The organism is Flavobacteriales bacterium, from assembly GCA_016713875.1.
Taxonomy (GTDB): domain Bacteria; phylum Bacteroidota; class Bacteroidia; order Flavobacteriales_F; family PHOS-HE28; genus PHOS-HE28.
The window spans coordinates 1163971-1182249 of sequence record JADJOI010000003.1; the positions used below are offsets into that span (position 1 = coordinate 1163971).

The following is an 18279-nucleotide window of genomic DNA, read 5'->3' on the forward strand; positions in this document are numbered from 1 at the left end:
ACGTTCATTGCCATTGTGAAAGTACCAACCTCCATTCAGCTCCCGACCTTCGCCCCATGAACATCGCACTCTACGGCACGGGGCGCATGGGCCGCGCCATCGAGGAGGCCGCGCTGCGCCGCGGGCACCGGATCGCGTTGAAGGTGGGCTCGGCCAACGCGGGCGCGCCGCCCACCGGCTGCGACGTGGCCATCGAGTTCAGCCGGCCGGCCCACGCGGTGGACAACATCCGCCTGTGCGTGCAGGCCGGAGTGCCGGTGGTGGTGGGCACCACGGGCTGGTACGACCACCTTCCCGAGGTGCGCGAGCTGGTGGCCGCCGGCGATGGGGCCGTGCTGTGGGCGAGCAACTTCAGCATCGGCGTCAACCTGTTCTTCCGCGTGAACCGGCTGCTGGCCGCGTTGATGGATGGGCGGAGCGACTACCGCGTCCGGCTCGACGAGGTGCACCACGTGCACAAGCTCGACGCCCCCAGCGGCACGGCCCTCACCCTGGCCCGCGACATCGACCTGCACCACGCCGGATACACGGGCTGGTCCCACGCCCCAGCTCCTGCCCCTGCCTCGTCTGCCGAAGCCTTTGGCGAAGGCATGGCCCCTGCCTCGTCTGCCGAAGCCTTTGGCGAAGGCATGGCCCCTGCCCCGGTCCCCATCCACAGCGAACGCACCGGCGAGGTGCCCGGCAAGCACAGCGTGCAGTGGTCCAGCGCGGACGACCGCATCGTCATCACGCACGAAGCCTTCGGGCGTAGCGGCTTCGCCACGGGCGCGGTGCATGCGGCCGAATGGCTGGCGGACCCGGTGCAGCGGCGGCGCGGCCTCTTCACCATGGACGATGTGCTGGGCCGGCCCTGAGCGTCCGCCCGTCCCCTTCCTCCCCCCGCTCATCCACCCGTGCATGGCCGCAGGCCGTTCGTTGTGCACCTTCGCAGCCTGATGATCCCTTACCTCGTCCTCTTCGCCTACTTCGCCGTCCTCTTCGGCTGCCTGTGGAAGTACTTCCAAAAGGCCGGCCGCAAGGCCTGGGAAGGCTTGGTCCCCGGCTACAACATCCTCATCTGGCTGAAGCTGAGCGGCAAGCCGTGGTGGTGGATCTTCCTCTTCCTGGTACCGGGCGTGAACCTGCTGATGTTCATGATCCTGAACGTGAACCTGAGCATCACCCTGGGCGAGCGCGGCTTCAAGGACCACGTGGTGATGACCCTGCTGCCCTGGGTGAAGATCCCGCAGCTGGCCTTCTCGCCGAAGCACGCCTACGTGGGCCCGATCCCGGTGGCGCAGCGCAAGCGCGGGCTGCTGGGCCAGTGGGGCGATGCTATCCTGTTCGCGGTGATCGTGGCCACGGTGTTCCGCACCTTCACCTTCGAGGCCTTCACCATCCCCACGCCCAGCATGGAGAAGAGCCTGCTGGTGGGCGACTACCTGTTCGTGAGCAAGCTGAGCTACGGGCCGCGCATGCCGATGACCCCGCTCACCTTCCCCTTCACGCACCACACCATGCCGCTTTCGGCCAGCACGCCCAGCTTCGTCACCTGGTTCAGCCAGCCCTACCGGCGGCTACCCGGCTTCGGCAAGCCCGAGCGGGGGGATGCGGTGGTGTTCAACTTCCCGGAGGGCGACACGGTGGTGGCGAACTTCCAGAACCAGAGCTACTACCAGCTGGTGCGCGACCACGGCCGCGAGAAGATCCACGACCCCGGGTACCGCATGCTGAACATGGTGGACGGCCAGGTGCGGCAGATGCCCACGGGCGGCATCCTGGTGCGGCCGCTGGACAAGAAGGAGAACTACATCAAGCGCTGCGTGGCCGTGGCGGGCGACACCGTGGCGGTGCGCGGCGGCCTGGTCCACATCAACGGCGTGAAGCAGCACGTGCCGGAGATGGCGCAGTACGCCTACGAGTTCGTACTGAAGGACCGCTTCAACGAGCGGATGCTGAAGGAGCAGTACGACATCAGCCCGGACGACCTGTCGCCCGGCGAGAACGGCGGGGTGAGCATCCCGCTCACCGAAGCCAACGCGGCAAAGCTGGGCGGCTTCAGCAACGTGGCCAGCATGACCCGGCAGGACCACCCGAAGGGCTACAGCTCGCCCTACCACAAGCTGCCCTACTTCCCCAACCATCCCGCCTTCGACTGGACGGAGGACAACTTCGGACCGCTGTGGATCCCGAAGGCCGGTGCCACCGTGGCCCTCAGCCTGGCGAACCTGCCGCTGTACGAGCGCGCGATCCGGGTTTACGAGCACAACGACCTGCGCATCGAGGGCGACCGCATCCTGATCAACGGCGCACCGGCCACCAGCTACACCTTCAAGCAGGACTACTACTGGCTGATGGGCGACAACCGCCATCGGTCGCAGGACGCGCGCTTCTGGGGCTTCGTGCCGCACGACCACGTGGTGGGCAAGGCGGTGCTGGTGTGGTTCACCAAGGACCCGTACACGGGCATCCGGTGGAAGCGCCTCTTCACCGTGGTGCGCAACGGCCTGAAGTGATCGGCGATCGATCGCCGAGCTTTGGGCGATGCGCAGGGTGTGGCAACGGTGGCTGGACCTGGGCCCGTGGACCCGGGCCTTCGTGCAGGCCTTGCTGCTGCTGGCCCTGGTGCACGCCCTCGTGCTGCGTTGGGTGATCGTGCAGAGCACGAGCATGTTCGCCACGCTGCTGCCGGGCGATGTGCTGGCCGTGCAGCGCTGGCCCGTGTGGACGGGCGTGGACCGCGGGGATGTGCTGGTGTTCCGCGACCCCACGCAGGACGACCGGCCTGTGCGGAAGCGGCAACTGCTGGTGAAGCGCGTGGTGGGCCTTCCCGGCGACACGGTGGAACTGCGTGCCGGCCTGGTGCTGGTGAACGGCCGACCGTTGCCGCCCTGGCCCGGGGAGACGCGTCGTTACCTCGTGCGCGTGGACCCGGGCACCTCGCTGGACAGCATCGCCGCGGCCATCGGCCTGCCCCGCGCCTTCATCGGCGGCGGCGAACGACACCTGGAACTCCCCCTCAACCCGACTTTGGCGGCCCGCTTGGAACGGGTGCACGGCGTACGCGACACCGGCCCGATGGGCCTGAGCCAACGACCGGCGCGCCACCTCTTTCCGTTCAGCCCCTTCCACCCGTGGAGCAGTGATGCCTACGGGCCGTTGCGCGTGCCGGCGGCCGGCGACAGTGTGCCCTTGGAGCCCGCGCAGCTGCCGCTCTACGATCGCATCCTCACCCGGCATGAGGGGCATGTGCTGGAGGTGGGCCGCGACGGCCTGCTGATGGACGGGGCCCCTTCGAAGACGGCGGTGATCGCCCGCGACCACTACTTCGTGCTGGGCGACAGCCGGCACAACAGCGCCGACTCGCGCCATTGGGGCTTTGTTCCTGCGGATCACCTCGTGGGCCGCACGGAGCGGGTGCTGCTGTCGTGGGACGCTGAGCGCCGGCAGTGGCGCGGGGACCGGTGGTGGCGGAGCCTGGGCCGGTAGGGCCGCGCCTGCCGAGCGAGGTACCTTCGCGCCATGCGTTCCCTCGCCTTCCTGCTGTTGGTGATGGTGGGCTGCACCGGCCCCGACGACCTGTGCATACGCCACTACGAGCCCTTCCCCGACCTGATCGGTGGCCGGGCACGCACCGACGCCAACGCCGCGCTGCTCGACGCCATGGCGCGCTACAACGCCGGCGACCACGGAGCTGCCATCCCCGTGCTGGAGGCCGAGCTGCGGAACACGCCCAACGAGGAGCAGATCCGCATGCTGTTGGCCAGTGCGCTCCTGGGCGCGGATCGGCCCTACGACGCAGAGCTCCAGCTCGACTTCATCGAGACCTCGGCGCGCAACGACTACGATGAGGCGGCGGCGTGGTACACGGTGCTGTGCTGGCTGTGCAGCGGTCAGCACGACCGCGCGCTGGAAGGCGCACGCGCCATCGCGGCGCGGCCGCGACACACCTACAAGCGGCAGGCGGACGCGCTGGTGAAGGACCTGATGCGATGACGCTGGACGAGGTGCATGAGCGCCTGGCCACGGCCCTTCGGGGGCCGCTGCCGGGGCACGCCGCCTTTCTGTCGCGGAGCGGCTACTCCCGCGCGGACCTGGACAGCGCTCAACGCGCGGACACCGCACCCCGGGAGAGCGCCGTGCTGGCCTTGCTCTATCCTGCCATGGGCGAGCCTCACCTGCTGCTCATGCGCCGGCCCGAGTATGCCGGGGTGCACAGCGGGCAGGTGAGCTTTCCGGGTGGCCGGCGTGAGCCGCGGGATACCGACCTCCAGGCCACCGCGCTGCGGGAGTTCCACGAGGAGATCGGGGCCACGCCCAAGGACCTGCGCGTGTTGGGGGCCTTGTCGCAGGTGTACATCCCGCCCAGCCGATCGCTGGTGACACCCTTCGTGGGCCTTGCATGGGAGCTGGGCCCCACCCGCCCCGACCCGCGGGAGGTGCAGGCCCTGCTGGAGGTGCCGCTGGCCGAGCTGCTGCGGCCCGATGTCATCCGGCAGCGCCGGCAGCACATCCAGGTGCTGGGCCGCGAGGCGGAGATCCCCTACTTCGACCTGGGCGGCCAGGTGGTGTGGGGGGCCACGGCCATGATGCTGGCCGAACTACGCGAGCTGCTCCACGGCTGAGGTCACGCCGAGCTCCTGCAGGAATCGCTCGTTGGGGCGGCTCCCGTCCTTGTCCGCGCTGTGCTCGGGCTTGATGCGGCGTACGAAGTACATGTCGATGGCGCCCTTGTTCTTGGCCTCGATCTGCCCGCGGTGCACGCACTCGAAGCGGTCCTTGATCAGCGCGTACGTGGAGCCGCTGACGTTGACCTCGCCGGGCTCGCCGCTGCTCTCCATGCGGCTGGCGGTGTTCACCGTGTCGCCCCAGATGTCGTAGGCGAACTTGCGCTTGCCCACCACACCGGCCACGACCGGGCCGGTGTGCACCCCGAGCCGCAGGATCCAGGGCACCTTGCCTTTCGCCTCGCGCTGACGGCGCCACTCGTTCATCAGGTCGCGGACCTCCAGGGCGGCCAGCACGCACTTCACCGCGTGGTGCGGATCGGCCACGGGCACGCCGGAGGCGCACATGTAGCTGTCGCCGATGGTCTTGATCTTCTCGATGCCGTAGCGGCCCACGATCTCGTCGAAGTGGATGAAGCACTCGTCCAGTTCGGTGACGAGCTCCTCCGGGCTCATCTTCTCGGCGGCCTTGGTGAAGCCCTTCATGTCGGTGAAGAGCACGGTGACGGCGTCGTGGCGGCGGGCCGTGGCCTTGCCCTTGTCCTTGAGCTCCTCGCTGATCTCCTTGGGCAGGATGTTGAGCAGGAGGTCCTCGATGCGGCCCTTCTGGTGCTCGATCTCGCGGCTCTGGGCACGCACCTCCTCGGTGCGTTCCTCCACGCGGCGCTCCAGGATCTGGTTGCGCAGACGCAGCTGGCGTTCGCGCACCTTCACCCAGCTGAAGAGCACCAGGGCGATGAAGGCGGTGAGCGCGGTGTAGAACCACCAGGAGCGGTACCACGGGGGCAGCACGGTGAAGCTGAGGCTGGCGGGAGCGCTCCAGAGGCCCGCCCGGTTGATGCTCTTCACCCGGAAGGTGTAGGTGCCGGGGGGCAGGGCCGGGAAGAAGGCCTCGGTGCCGGCGGTCAACGGCTGCCAGTCGCGATCCAGCCCTTCCAGGAGGGTGCTGTAGCGCACGGCACCGGGATCGCTGAGGCTCACGGTGCCATACTGAATGCGGATGGACCGCTCGCTGTGGCCGAGGCTGAGGTCCTGCTCCAAGGGGCGGTCCTCCAGGTTCACGCTCAGCCCGCGCAGGGCCACGATGGGCGGGGTCGGTGCACCATCGCCCTGGTCGGGCACCACCCTGGTGGCGCCGCGGGCCGTGCCGAACCACAGGTCACCGTCGCGGGTGAGGCAGACCGCACCGGGTTTGGCCTCCACACCGATGAAGCCGGAGCGCTCCGTGTAGGAGAGGAAGCCCTCCTGATCCGGGCGCCAGCTGTTGAGCCCGCCCACCGTTCCGATCCACAGGTGGCCCTTGGCATCGCGGAGCAGCGAGCGCACCGTATTGTCCAACAGACCATCCGCCTGGGTCCACGTCCGTTCTTCGCGACCGTCGGTGAGCACCACCAGGCCCTGGCTTCGGGTGCCCACCCAGACGCGCCCCTGGCCATCCTGCACGAAGGTGGTCGGTGAGAAGGTCCTGCCCGGATCGATGCGCTGCGCACGTCCGTTGTCGATGCGGGTGATGCCCTTGTCCTTGCTGCCCACCCAGATGGTGCCGCGGTCGTCGCGGTGGAGCGCGGTGACGGGGGTGGTGGGCACGCCGTCCTCCTCGGTGTACACCATGGGCGGGGCCCCGGTGGCATAGCGGCGCAGACCGGTGATGGTGCCGACGTACAGCTCGCCCGGCTGCCCCACGGCCAGCGCCGTCACCTTGCCGCGCGGGATCAGCACGTCGAGGTCGGGGTGCGGCACCGGCTGGAAGGCCACGGGGTCAAGCTCCACCAGCCCATTGGTCTCCGAGCCGACCCACACGTTGCCACTGGCATCCTCGGCCAGCGCCCGCACGCGGGAGGTGCGCACGGTCTGCAGGTTCTTGATCATGCCCGTGCCCTGCACGCGCGGGTCCAGGATGCTCACGCCACCGTCCGTGCCGAACCAGATGCGGCCGCTGCGGTCCTCCAGCACGGCCCATACCTGCTGGTCCAGCAGCCCGTCCTGCTCCAGCAGGTTCAGGAAGCGCTCGCCCTTGAAGATGTTGAGGCCGTAGTCGTTGGTGGCGAGCAGCATGTTGCCTTCCCGGTCGCGGGCAATGCGGCGGATCAGCAGGCTTTCGAGGCCGTTGCCCGGATGGTAGTGGCGGCGCACGCCGTTGAGGCCGATCACGGCAGCACCACCACCCCAGGTGCCCACCCACACCTGACCGCTCGCGTCCTCTCCGAAGCACATCACGAAGTCGCTGGGCAGGCCGTTCGCCGTGCTGTAGTTCACCACCTGGCCGGTGCGCGGATCGAGGACGAAAGCGCCGCTGCTCTGGGTGCCGAGCCAGCGACGGCCGTCGGAATCCTCGTACAGCGCGCTGACGCCGAGCACGTCCTCCAACCCGTTCCATTCCAGGGAGGCGAAGCGCTTGGCCGCAGGGTCCCACCGCTTCAGCGTCCCGCCGTCCTCCAGGAAGGCGAGGGTGCCGTCGCGGAAGTGCACCGCATCCACCACGTGCTCGAGCAAGCCCTGGTCGCTGCCGAAGCGGTCCACCGTGGGCACGCCCTCCTCGCTGATGGCGCTGATGCGCAGGGCGCCCTGGCCCATGGTGGTGACCCACACGGCACCGTCGCCGTCCTGCACCAGGGCGGTAACGTCGGACGTAAGGGCCTCGCCGGACAGGACCAGCGTGGCGAAGCTGCGGCCGGAACGCACCGTGAGGCCGCCACCGGTGTGGCCCGCCCAGAAGCGGCCGCTGCGGTCGATCAGCAGGCAGCGCGCACCCTTGGGGGCCGGGCCATCCTCCGTGCCGTAGGCCCGGATGCCCACGCGGTCGCGGCCGTCGAAGCTCACCAGCCCGTCCTCGGTGCCCAGCCACACCAGGCCCGTGCTGTCCTGCACCACGCTGTACACGTTGCTGGAGGGCAGCCCGTTCTGCACATCCAGGCGCTCGAAATAGAAGCGCTGCGCCGCCAGGGGCGCAGTGAGCACGAGCGGAAGAACGATCAGGATGCGGCGCATCGGCTATCGGGTGAGGTCGTAGAAACTGGCCTCCGAGCCGGCGGCATCGCTCACCACCAGGGTGTTGGTCACCGACTCGCTGTAGTTCTGGATGAGGTTCTTCAGCGGCCCGTAGTTGTAGAAGGTGTAGATGTCGTCCTTCTTGGCGTCCACGGGGATCCAGTAGCTCTTGCCGCCCACGGTGCGGCCGTGCCCGGCGTACCACACCAGCACGGTGTTCACCTTGTTGCTGCGCACCAGGTCGCGCAGTTCGGTGCTGAAGAAGCGCTCGAGCTGCTGCTTGGAGAGGTTCTTCTTGGTGATGGTCCTCTGCACGTTGTACTTGGCGAAGGCCTTCTGCATCTTGGCCGCATCGCCGCCCTGGCCTTGCAGCGCGGGGAAGCTGCGGTACTCGCTGTTCTCGATGTACACCACCCAGGTGGTGCCGGAGGACACCGCAGTGCCCCCTGCGGGCTTGTCGGCCGGGCGCTCGACGGGCTTGTCCGCAGGTCGGTCGGCCACCACGGCGGGCTCCACGGGGCGCGGGGCGGGAGCCGCCTTGCGCTGGATCTGCACCACCACATCGCTGGCGTTGCCGAAGCGGTCCTCGGCCCGCACGGTGAACCGGTCCTTGCCGGCGATCACCAGCTTGATGCTGAACTCCGTGCGGTTGGTGTCGGGCACGTAGCTGGCCACGATGCCATCCACCGTCACGCTGCGGATGATGCTCGCATCGCTGGCCACGCCCTCGATGAAGAGGTCCTCGCGGTCGGCCGCCACCGTGATGATGCGATCGGCCCCGAGGTCCGGAGAGGTCACCGCCAACTCCGGCGCCACATCTTCGGTGCGTTCCACCTTCAGGGTCACCGTGGCGATATTGCCGTACACGTCCTCGGCCTCCACGGTGAGCCGCTCGTCGGCGGGGCCCAACGGGATGCTGGTGAAGAACTCCGGATCCTTTTCATCCCGGGCGAAGTCGGCCTCGGTGCCGTTCACGCGGATGGCCTTCAGCAGGTTGCGGTCGCGCACGTGGCCGGTCACCTTCACCTGCCGGAGGGCATTGCTCACCTGCACCACCTCGCCGGTGCGGCTGGGCTCCACGAGGGTGATCACCGGCGGGTCCTCCTCGCGGTTCAACTCGAAGAGCGCATCGGCCACGCGCTTGCGACGCTCCTGGATGTCCGCTGCTGTGACCCCCTCCGCGTTGATGCCCTCGGGCAGGGCCTTGGCGGCCAGGTCCAGGTCGCGTTGCGCGCCCTCGAGGTCCACGTTGGCCTCCTTGCACTCGGCGCGCAGCAGCAGGGCGTTCACGTCCTTGGGCTGCTCCTGCAGCACGCGGTTCAGGTCGTTCACGGCGTTCTGCTGCTGGCCATAGCCGTTGTAGTAGCGGGCGCGCTGGCGGTACACCTCGGCGTCCGTGCGGCCGTTGGCGATCACCTTGCTGATGTCGTCGATGGCCTTGGCGTACTCCTTCTGCAGGGCGAAGGCCTTGCTGCGGGTGAAGAGGGCCGCGGTGCTACGCGGGTTCAGCTCCAGGGCGGTGGTGGTGCGCTCCACGGCCTTGTCCAGGGTGCGCAGCTGCATGGTGGGACCGGTGTACTGCTCGTACAACTTCAGCTGCACCTCGGCCAGCGCCACGTAGGCGTCCTCGTACAGGTAGTTCCACTCGATCACGCGCTCCAGATCGGTCTCCGCGGTGCGGTAGTCGCGCTGGGCCATGCGCACCAGGCCGTGCAGGTAGTAGGTGTCGGTGGTGCCCTTCTGCGCCAGGGCGGCATCGCTGGCCGCAGCGGCGCCGTCCAGGTCGTTCAGCGCCAGGGACACGCGCACCTTGGTCTGCAGGGCCTCCATGCTCTTGGGGTCGGTCGCCAGCGCCTTGTTGCACAGGTCCAGGGCTTCCTGCGGGCGACCGAGGTCGAGGTAGGCGCGGGCGGCCCGGGCGGCATGGCCGGCATCGCCGGGCTCCAGTTCGTGCACTTTGCGCAGGTCTGCGGCGGCGTCGGTGGTGCGGTCCAACAGGGTGTACACCTCGGCGCGGGCCTGGTAGGCCCTCACCATGCCGGGCTCCACCTGGATGGCCAGGCCGTATTTCTCCACCGCTTCGCTGAGCTGCTGGGCCTGGCGCAGGGCTTCGGCCTCCTTGAAGAAGGCCTTGCCGCTTTGGGCCTGGGCGGTGACGAACAGGCCCAGGGCCAGCAGCAGGAACAGGGAGGAACGCGTGCTTCCGAGCATGGCCGCCGAAGTTAGGCCCGACCCGGCATGCCGCGCCACCCTCCGGTCAGATGCGGAAGCGCAGGATGCCCATGGCCAGGGACACCGTGGGCGTGTCCTGGCTGAAGAAGGACAGCACGTCGCGGCTGGCGAAGCCCCCCTCCCACTGGCCGGACGGCAGGCGGAAGAGCAGGCCCATCGGCAGGCGGGTATCGTAGTTGCCGCCGGTGACCACCCCGGCCTGCAGGGTGAGGAACTTCACCGGGCTGTACTCACCGCCCAGGCTGAACTGGGGTTTGGCGAGGTTGCCGGGCACATCGTTCAGCGGCAGCACCACATCGAGGCCCACCTCGGCCTTGTCCGGCACCACATAGCTGGCGCCCATCCGCAGCATGCTCGGCGTGGCCACGCGCTTTTCGGCCAGGCCCTCCCAGTTGAGGATGCCGAGCTCGGAGGTGATCACCTCGGCCTGGTCGAAGAAGTTGTAGCTGGTGAAGCCCGGGCTGTCCAGCGTGTAAAGCGTGTCGTCCTTGGCGCTGTAGGCGTTGCCGTCCCACGTCATGGAGCCCAACCCTGTGGCGGCCACCCCCACCTTCAGGCGGTCCTTGTACACCGCACTGAGGCCCACATCGCCACTGAAGCCGCGGCCTACGCTGCGCAGGCCGCTGCCGCCCACGGTGCTGGGGTTGCTGCTGGCCGCCGTGCCGTAGTCCACGTCGAACACCGGGCTCAGGGCGCTGAAGGCCTGCCAGCGGCCGTCCTTCTCGCCGATGTCGATGTGCGCGAAGCCCTGCAGGTAGCGGAAGCCGATGCCGCCGTGCCACTCCACCGTGCCGGTGGTGAACAGGCGGCGCCCCCACGAGAACGCGTACTCGCGCGTCCAGCTCAGGGTCATGCGGGTGTCGTCCATCAGCTGGCTGATGCGCCGGCCCTCGCCGGGCTCCACGAAGCCGCGGCGCACCAGGGCCAGGGTGTCGGCGCCGAGATCCGGTCGGTTGGCGATCACCGTGCCGTCGGCCAGCTCCAGGTGCGTGAAGTAGGGCGCGCGCCGGCCCAGGAAGAGCAGGTCGCTGGTGGTGCCGTTGTAGTAGCTGTCCCACTGGAACCGGTCGCCGATGCTGATGGCGAAGCCGCCGGCGTCGTCGTTCAGGAAGCTGAAGCCGAGCAGCCGCACGTCCGCGTTGAGCGCGAGGTCGGCCTCGCCGAAGTTGTCCGCGGCCGCGGCCTGCTCGTTGCCCGTGAAGGTGCGGTCGAAGTCGCGCAGCATGTCGCGGCGCAGCACCTTGCGCGACACGCCGGTGGTGTGGATGGAGTACGCGCCCTCCAGCAGCCCGAACACGAAGCGCGGGTCCTCGTACTTCAGGTCCCAGCCCAGGTTGGCCGGGTTGATGCCGATGCTTTGGTAGTCGGAGGCCAGCGTGGTGGCGATGCCGGCGCCGGTGACGGTGAAGGACGGCCCTTCGGTCTGGGCCGAAGCGGCCAGGGCCAGCGGCAGGCCGGCCCACGCGGGAAGGAGGCGAACGGGGAAGCGCATGGGGTTGAAGGGATGGGACCCGCGCAGCGCACGCGCGCTACGCGCCGGTGAACTTGGCCATCACCTCGGGGGTGACGCCGGTGGTGCTGAACCCGCCGTCGTGGTAGAGGTTCTGCATGGTGACGTAGCGGGTGAGGTCGCTGAACAGGGCCAGGCAGAAGCGGGCGCAGTCCTCGGCGGGGGCGTTGCCCAGCGGGCTCATGGCCTGGGCGAAGCCGAAGAAGCCGTCGAAGCCCTTGATGCCGCTGCCGGCGGTGGTCATGGTGGGGCTCTGGCTCACGGTGTTCACGCGGATGCGTTTCTCGCGGCCCAGCCGGTAGCCCCAGCTGCGGGTGATGCTCTCCAGCAACGCCTTGGCGTCGGCCATGTCGCCGTAGTCGGGGAACACGCGCTGGGCGGCGATGTAGGTGAGGGCCACCACGCTGCCGCCGTGGGCGAGGGCGCCGGCCTTCTCGGCGGCCTGCAGCATGCGGTGCAGGCTCATGGCGCTCACGTCCAGTGTCTGCTTGTACCAGTCGTAGTTGAGGTCGTTGTAGGGCCGCGCCTTGCGCACGTTGGGGCTCATGCCGATGCTGTGGAGCACGAAGTCGGCCGGTCCGCCCAGCTGCTGGGTGCTCTCGGTGAAGAGCTTCTCCAGGTCGGCGTCGTTGGTGGCGTCGGCGGGGATCACCGGGGCGCCGGTGGCGTCGGCCAGCTTCTTGATCTCGCCCATGCGCATGGCCACCGGCGCGTTGGTCAGCACGAAGCGCGCGCCTTCGGCGTGGGCCAGCTCGGCCACCTTCCACGCGATGCTCTGGTCGTTGAGGGCACCGGTGATGATGCCGCGCTTGCCGTTCAGGAGTCCGTTGGCCATGGATGCAGGTTGAGGGGCGAAAATAGCCGTTCGGGCGGGACCGGCCGGGCGGGGGTGATGCCGGTGTCTCGCGCGCTTTCTCACGGAGCCCCCCCTACCACCTCCCCCCTTTCTGCGCCATGCTGGTCCGGACCGGTATATGCGGGCCGGAACTTGGGTGGGAACATCGGTCGCCCGAAGGACCAGGGCCCCTATCGTTGTACCTTCAACCGTCCTTCAGTACATCCGATCACCTCAACCCAATGGCCATGGAACGGACACTACCGCTGAAAGCCGCTCTGGTGGCGGCTTTCCTTACCCCCCCCCCTGTAGTTGACCGGATCTTCGTGCATGGTCTGCACGCACAGGACCTTGATCCCTTATGGATGATGGGCGGACAGGTGGTCGACTTCCGCACGGTGACCCAGAATGGTCCGGTGCTCCGGAACCTCCCGCAATGCGATGACCCGCTCATCGATGATCAGTACGAATACCAGGGCCAGGTGGCTCAGTTCTCCCAGAACGTGCAGGTGGACGAGGCCGGAGACGTGCTGTTCTTCGCCGTGGATGGGCGCATTTATGATCGCAAGGGTCGGCTTCTGGCGGATGAGGCCGATGCGGACTGCCAGGTGTGTCTGGAGAAGGGCTCGAGCGAGATCCTGTTCTTCCCTGTGCCTGGGAGCTGCCTTCGGTTCTACGTGGTCACCACCCGCCAGTTCAACCAGAACCAGGAGATGTTCATCGACTTCGGGGTGTTGGATCTGACCCTCCCATCCGATCTGGTGTACTACACGACGAACAACATCAGCGTCATGGGCCGCTTCATGGGTCCCAGCGATAACGCGTATCTCGATGACTTTGACTTTTCCACTCCGACTGTAGGAACGACGGTGGACGGTCTGCTCAACACGATTGGCACACCCCAGTTGTTCTACATGCATCGGATAGAACTACCGCTCGACGATGAGAATTACTCCGACGCGATCCACATGGATGTGGTGCGCTTGCAGAACAGCGACCTTCAGGTGATGGTCATCAACTCGGAGGACCACCTGACCAAACTTCTGTGGACCCCGACCGGTCCTCGATACCTTGGCACCGAGGATGTGATCGCGGCCGGCCTGCTCGACAGGACCCGATCGGCCAAGGGCGAGCTGGAGGTGCAGCAGGACGGCAGCGAACTGGTCGTGGCGTACAGCCATGCCCTGCGGTTCGTGGACCCTATGCCTGATGTGAACATCGTCGGTGTAGGGGTTTGGCGATTCGACCTCAGCGGATTGCAGAACACTCCGCCCACCCTGCCCCAGGTGGCGGACCCCACGTGGCCCAGACTGTACCAGATCGATAACTATACGGTGGACTATACACCAGCGCCCACCGACCCTTACGGCACACCGATCGACATACCGCGCTGCAGTGGCCTCGAATTCTCCCCCAATGGTCGATACATCTATTTCCAGAAATCCTCGACCAGCAACACATCCCCATCCCATTTGGGCTACATCGACCTGGACGCGGGGATCGGATCCGCGGTACAGTGGCTGATCCTCAACGGGCAACCAGGCAGCCTGCCCACGGTTGACGGTGAGATCGAACTCAATATCGCCCCGGATGGCAACGGGTGGGCGGTCTATGCGGTGCTGGCCGACGGTCTTGGCGGTTACCGCCTCGCCTGCCTGAGGGACCCCGACCAGCCCAACGCAGCGAACTGGGATGACCCCGTGATCGCGATCGCGCAGCCCGCCACCCGGCCCTTTCTGGACGGGGTTGAATACCGACTATTGAACAGCAGGGTACGCGGCGACAGGCATCTCGATGAGTTGCGGAGCCCAGGCTGCTGCGCACAATTGCTCGTTGCCAAGGACGACTCGCGCACGATCCAAGCAGGTGCGTCGAACTGGTCACCGGGTAGCAATCCGTTCTGCGATACCTACGCGCCCATCCTCTTCAACCAGGAACTCCGGCTGGCCCCCGGCGCCCACATCACGGCCCAGGACCTCACCTTCGCCTTCAGCGCCGACGCCGCCCTGGTGATCGAACCCGGCGCCAGCCTCACCTGCACCAACTGCACCTTCACCAGCGCGTGCCCCGGGGAGCAGTGGAAGGGCATCGAGGTGCACGGCACCATCACCCAGCACCAGTACGGGGGTTCGCACCCCACCTTCCAGGGCGAACTGGTGCTGCACGGCTGCCAGGTGTACCACGCCCAGGACGGCATCCTCACCGCCGAGCGCATCGGCGGCGGCATCAACGGCTTCCGCAGCGGCGGGGTGGTGGTGTGCGCCAACACCAGCTTCCGCAACTGCCGCACGGCGTTGCGCTACCTGCCCTACCAGGGCACGCAGCCCGGCACCGGCCTGGCCGTGCGCAACCGCGGCCGCTTCACCGGCTGCTCCTTCAGCATCGATGCCAACTACCCCGTGGCCCTCGACTTCCGCCACCACGCCAGCCTGTGGCAGGTGGACGGGCTGCTCTTCAGCGGCTGCACCTTCACCAATGCGCGCAGCACCGAGACCAACAGCCACGAACGCGGCTACGGCATCTACAGCCTCGATGCCCACTACGAGGTGCGCGAGAAATGCAACGTGCTGGTGCAGGCTGGCCAGGAATGCCCCGCCGGCAGCTACAGCCCCAGCACCTTCGCCGGCCTCGACCACGGCATCCACGCCCTCACCAGCCTCACCAGCCGTGCCTTCGTGGTGGACCGCGCCGCCTTCACCGCCAACGTGTGCGGGGTGTACGCCAGCGGGGTGGTGGGCTACCGCGTGACACGCAGCGACTTCGAGCTGGGCAACAGCGTGGTGACGGACCTGACGAACTTCCCCGCTGAATTCTACTGGTTCGATTACCACCGCGGCATATTTTCTACAGAGAGCTACGGCATGACCGTCGAGGACAACACCGTGACTCAGGCGGGCCCCTACGTACAGACCGAAGGGATCGTGATCGGCTATACCCGCGACCACAACGACAAGGTGCGGCGCAACACCGCCAGCGGCCTGGAGGTGGGCTTCATCGGAGAGGGCCTCTGTGCGGATGCCGCCAACTACCTCACCAACACCATCGGGCTGCAATACCTGTGCAACACCAACGATGGCAATGCCTTCAACTTCTGGGACAGGCAGGTGACCAGTGATCTATTCCACAGCCAAGAACACACCATGCGCACGAACCAGGGTGAAATGGACGCACCGGCGGCTAACGTCTTCGATCAGACCTGCACCGATCCAGAAGGCGACTACAAACGCACGAGTCCGAACGGGGTGCTTCGGTACATCCACGGGACCAACGCCCAGGCCGAACCACTCTGCTACACGACCGACCCCGCCTCACCCGTCGCCCTGCAGCAGGCCACCACCGAGCCTGCCGTGCCCTGCCCAGCACGCAATTACCGCCCGCGGGGCGTGCGCTCGCTCACCGAGGCCGAGGAGGCCAAGACCGCCCTGCTTACCGAACTCATCGCCTACGGCAACACGCGGTATCTCTATGACCAGCTCCTCGACGGCGGCAGCACGGATGATGTGGTGGACGAGATCATGGCCACCTGGCCGTCCGACGCGTGGGAGCTGCGCGATTACCTGCTGGCCAAAAGCCCTTTCCTGAGCGTGACGGCCCTGCAGGAGATGGTCCTGCGGAATGTGATGCCCGCAGCCATGGTGGCCGAAGTGCTCATTGCCAACCCGGAGGCTACGCACCAGAGCGGGTTCATCGAATGGATGCAGGTGGAGAGCGGCTACCCTCTGCCTGAATTCCTTCTGGCCAGTGTGGTGGCGAGCTGGGACGAGACCACCTACCGGTATAGCCTGGAAAGCCAGATGGGCGTTCATCATGCCGCGCTCACCGGACACGCGCATGTCCTGCTGGACCACTGGCGCAACGACACGCTCTACGAGCATGTGGACAGCCTGCGCTGGACCTGGCAACAGGTGCGCACCCCGGCAGCGCGCTATGCCGAGGCCTTGACCTACATCCAAGAGGGGAACACGACCGCTGCGGAGGATGCAGTGGAGGAACTGACGGATGGGCACGTGCAGCACGAGGCGGCCCTGGCGGAGCGCCAGCGCATGCTGGACCTCATCACCTTTTGCGCCGGGGTGTTCGGTGACGACCGCAGCATGGCCCAGCTGACCACCACCGAACAGGACCAGCTGGAGGCCCTTGTCGATGGGGCCTACGACCGACCGGCCACCTGGGCGCAGAACCTGCTCTGCTTCGGCTACGACCGCTGCCGATCGCCATTGACCGGGGGCGATGGGACCCGCACACCCAGTTTCTTAGGCCAACACGTCGCCGATAAAACCGTGCCACCACATCTTTCGGTCACCCCAAATCCGGCCAGCGCGTGGGTGGCTTTCACTGTGCGCTTGAACAAACCGCCGGCCAACGCGCAATTGTTGGTGCGTGACGTGATGGGGCGCCTAGTATGGCAAAGCCAAGTCGGGGCATCGGAGCAACAAGTACTGTGGGACTGCCGCAACGTGGAAGCTGGCAGTTATGCCATAGAGTTGTTGAACGGTGGGGCCTTGGTGGCCACCGCTAAACTCATCGCACAGCGATGAACCGCGTCGTTCTCGTGTGGGCCGCGCTTTGCGCGGCCCACACGAGCGATGCCCAAGCGCCCTTTGCCTTGGATACATCGTTCCGCTCTACGATCGTCAAGAAGAATGTGAACTCCATCCTGGTCATGGAGGATGGCAAAGTCATTGTCTCCGGTAAGATCTACTTCCCTGGCGATCCACCGTGGGACGAAAAAGCAGGTGCTCGTCTGTATCCGGATGGGTCACGCGACATGAGCTTCAATACGTACGCACAAATGGGCGGAAAACTCACCCGGTGGAGTGATAGGATCTACGTTCAGAACGGGAATGGCGTTCGGCGTTTGTGGTTGGATGGGGTCCGGGACACTACGTTCATAACGATCAGCCAAGGACCCTATTTCAACCTTGGTCAAGGTGGCGACTACTACGTGTACCCGGATGGTCGTGTGCTCATGTCCGGCCTCCATGGCTTGGAGGATACCATCCGTGGCTACACCGGCCTGCACAGCCTCATCTGGTTCAGCAACACCGGCTACCTCGACACCACGCAGCACCACCGTAAGTGCAACAACGCCATCTACACCCTGGCCGTGGAGCCCGGTGGCCAGCTGCTTGTAAGCGGCATCTACAGCACCTACGAGGGCCAACCAGCGCCCTGCATCCTGCGCCTGCACCCCGATGGCGAGCGCGATACCACGTTCAATGTGCCTTTCGTGTGGGGCATGGCCACAGCGATCACACCGCTACCCGGGGGACGTATGCTGGCCTCGGGATATTTTCTTCCGAATGTGGGGAACGACACCTTGCAGTTCGTCAGGCTTCTACCGGATGGTTCACTCGACTCGACCTTCAACAATGTCCTCAATGCACCAAGGGATCTCTTTGGTGCATACGGCGGTCTTTGGCACACAGTATTGCCCGATGATCGTCTGGTTCTGCACGGTAATTTCTCGTCTGTTGACGGGGAGCCGCGAAGTGGAATTGCTCTGCTCGATAGCAATGGACACCTGTCCAACGACGCCTTCACCGGAGATGGCTGCGGGATATACGACGACGGTTTCTATCCTCTCCACGCTACCGCTGGAATGGTCCCCGACCAAAATGGCAACTGGTACATCTACGGCGCCTACATCGGCTGCGACGACGGCACCACCAACGACCCGCAGCAGCGCTTCGTGAGCCGCTTGTACGGGCTGGATGTGGGGGTGTGGGAGCGCGAGGAGCCGTTGCAGGTGGAGCTGTTCCCCAACCCGGCCCACACGAGCACCACGGTGCGGTGGGCCCGGCCGGGCAGCTACCAGCTGCGCCTGCTCGATGTCACCGGCCGCGAGGTTTACCGCTCCGCCCACCAAGGCACCGAGGCCGTCCTGGACCTCGCCGGCCTGCCCGCCGGACCATACGTGATCCAGATCACCGATCAAACCCACCGCCGATGGAGCCGTACGCTGATCGTGGAGCCGTAAGTGGCACCTTGAACATGACCGGTCACCC

Annotated in this window: 11 protein-coding genes; 7 read left to right on the top strand and 4 right to left on the bottom strand. The window is 66.7% G+C overall.

Going from position 1 to position 18279, the window contains the following annotated elements; all coding sequences use genetic code 11:
• Positions 1 to 56: 56 nt before the first annotated feature.
• From dapB to IPJ87_06470, 5 genes are all read left to right on the top strand, one after another.
• Entirely contained in the window at positions 57 to 854 is a 798-nt protein-coding gene (gene dapB / locus IPJ87_06450) for a 4-hydroxy-tetrahydrodipicolinate reductase (GenBank protein ID MBK7941500.1), read from the top strand.
• 81 nt (positions 855 to 935) lie between these two features.
• Positions 936 to 2495 carry a signal peptidase I gene (locus IPJ87_06455; GenBank protein ID MBK7941501.1) on the top strand — a complete coding sequence of 520 codons (1560 nt, stop codon included), beginning with the start codon at positions 936 to 938 and terminating at the stop codon, positions 2493 to 2495.
• A gap of 28 nt (positions 2496 to 2523) precedes the next feature.
• The gene (gene lepB, locus IPJ87_06460) at positions 2524 to 3468 is read left to right on the top strand and encodes a signal peptidase I (GenBank protein ID MBK7941502.1); all 945 of its coding nucleotides are present in this window, start codon (positions 2524 to 2526) and stop codon (positions 3466 to 3468) included.
• Between the two features lie 33 nt (positions 3469 to 3501).
• Positions 3502 to 3975, top strand: a complete 474-nt coding sequence (locus IPJ87_06465) for a hypothetical protein (protein ID MBK7941503.1) — start codon at positions 3502 to 3504, stop codon at positions 3973 to 3975.
• Positions 3972 to 4604, top strand: coding sequence for a CoA pyrophosphatase (locus IPJ87_06470; protein ID MBK7941504.1), 633 nt, complete (start codon positions 3972 to 3974; stop codon positions 4602 to 4604). Before IPJ87_06465 ends, IPJ87_06470 begins: the two co-directional genes overlap by 4 nt.
• On the opposite strand, the gene IPJ87_06475 is transcribed toward IPJ87_06470, so the two are convergent.
• From IPJ87_06475 to IPJ87_06490, 4 genes are read right to left on the bottom strand one after another with little or no spacing between them, the layout of a single operon-like run.
• Positions 4581 to 7694 carry a hypothetical protein gene (locus IPJ87_06475; protein MBK7941505.1) on the bottom strand — a complete coding sequence of 1038 codons (3114 nt, stop codon included), beginning with the start codon at positions 7692 to 7694 and terminating at the stop codon, positions 4581 to 4583. The genes IPJ87_06470 and IPJ87_06475 overlap by 24 nt on opposite strands.
• Positions 7695 to 7697: 3 nt before the next feature.
• Positions 7698 to 9905 carry a tetratricopeptide repeat protein gene (locus IPJ87_06480; protein ID MBK7941506.1) on the bottom strand — a complete coding sequence of 736 codons (2208 nt, stop codon included), beginning with the start codon at positions 9903 to 9905 and terminating at the stop codon, positions 7698 to 7700.
• A 46-nt stretch (positions 9906 to 9951) separates the two neighbouring features.
• Positions 9952 to 11418 (bottom strand): hypothetical protein, encoded by a 1467-nt coding sequence (locus IPJ87_06485; protein ID MBK7941507.1) that lies wholly within the window; start codon positions 11416 to 11418, stop codon positions 9952 to 9954.
• A 37-nt stretch (positions 11419 to 11455) separates the two neighbouring features.
• Complete coding sequence (locus IPJ87_06490; protein MBK7941508.1) at positions 11456 to 12271, bottom strand: enoyl-ACP reductase; 816 nt, start codon at positions 12269 to 12271, stop codon at positions 11456 to 11458.
• A 248-nt stretch (positions 12272 to 12519) separates the two neighbouring features.
• Between IPJ87_06490 and IPJ87_06495 the strand changes: the two genes are divergently transcribed.
• Entirely contained in the window at positions 12520 to 16809 is a 4290-nt protein-coding gene (locus IPJ87_06495; GenBank protein ID MBK7941509.1) for a hypothetical protein, read from the top strand.
• Entirely contained in the window at positions 16806 to 18251 is a 1446-nt protein-coding gene (locus tag IPJ87_06500; protein ID MBK7941510.1) for a T9SS type A sorting domain-containing protein, read from the top strand. The genes IPJ87_06495 and IPJ87_06500 overlap by 4 nt, the downstream gene beginning before the upstream one ends.
• Positions 18252 to 18279 lie beyond the last annotated feature (28 nt).

Coding starts and splice junctions, on each gene's coding strand:
- dapB (MBK7941500.1), top strand. CDS start 57: ATGAACATCGCACTCTACGGCACGGGGCGCATGGGCCGCGCCATCGAG.
- IPJ87_06455 (MBK7941501.1), top strand. CDS start 936: ATGATCCCTTACCTCGTCCTCTTCGCCTACTTCGCCGTCCTCTTCGGC.
- lepB (MBK7941502.1), top strand. CDS start 2,524: ATGCGCAGGGTGTGGCAACGGTGGCTGGACCTGGGCCCGTGGACCCGG.
- IPJ87_06465 (MBK7941503.1), top strand. CDS start 3,502: ATGCGTTCCCTCGCCTTCCTGCTGTTGGTGATGGTGGGCTGCACCGGC.
- IPJ87_06470 (MBK7941504.1), top strand. CDS start 3,972: ATGACGCTGGACGAGGTGCATGAGCGCCTGGCCACGGCCCTTCGGGGG.
- IPJ87_06475 (MBK7941505.1), bottom strand. CDS start 7,694: ATGCGCCGCATCCTGATCGTTCTTCCGCTCGTGCTCACTGCGCCCCTG.
- IPJ87_06480 (MBK7941506.1), bottom strand. CDS start 9,905: ATGCTCGGAAGCACGCGTTCCTCCCTGTTCCTGCTGCTGGCCCTGGGC.
- IPJ87_06485 (MBK7941507.1), bottom strand. CDS start 11,418: ATGCGCTTCCCCGTTCGCCTCCTTCCCGCGTGGGCCGGCCTGCCGCTG.
- IPJ87_06490 (MBK7941508.1), bottom strand. CDS start 12,271: ATGGCCAACGGACTCCTGAACGGCAAGCGCGGCATCATCACCGGTGCC.
- IPJ87_06495 (MBK7941509.1), top strand. CDS start 12,520: ATGGAACGGACACTACCGCTGAAAGCCGCTCTGGTGGCGGCTTTCCTT.
- IPJ87_06500 (MBK7941510.1), top strand. CDS start 16,806: ATGAACCGCGTCGTTCTCGTGTGGGCCGCGCTTTGCGCGGCCCACACG.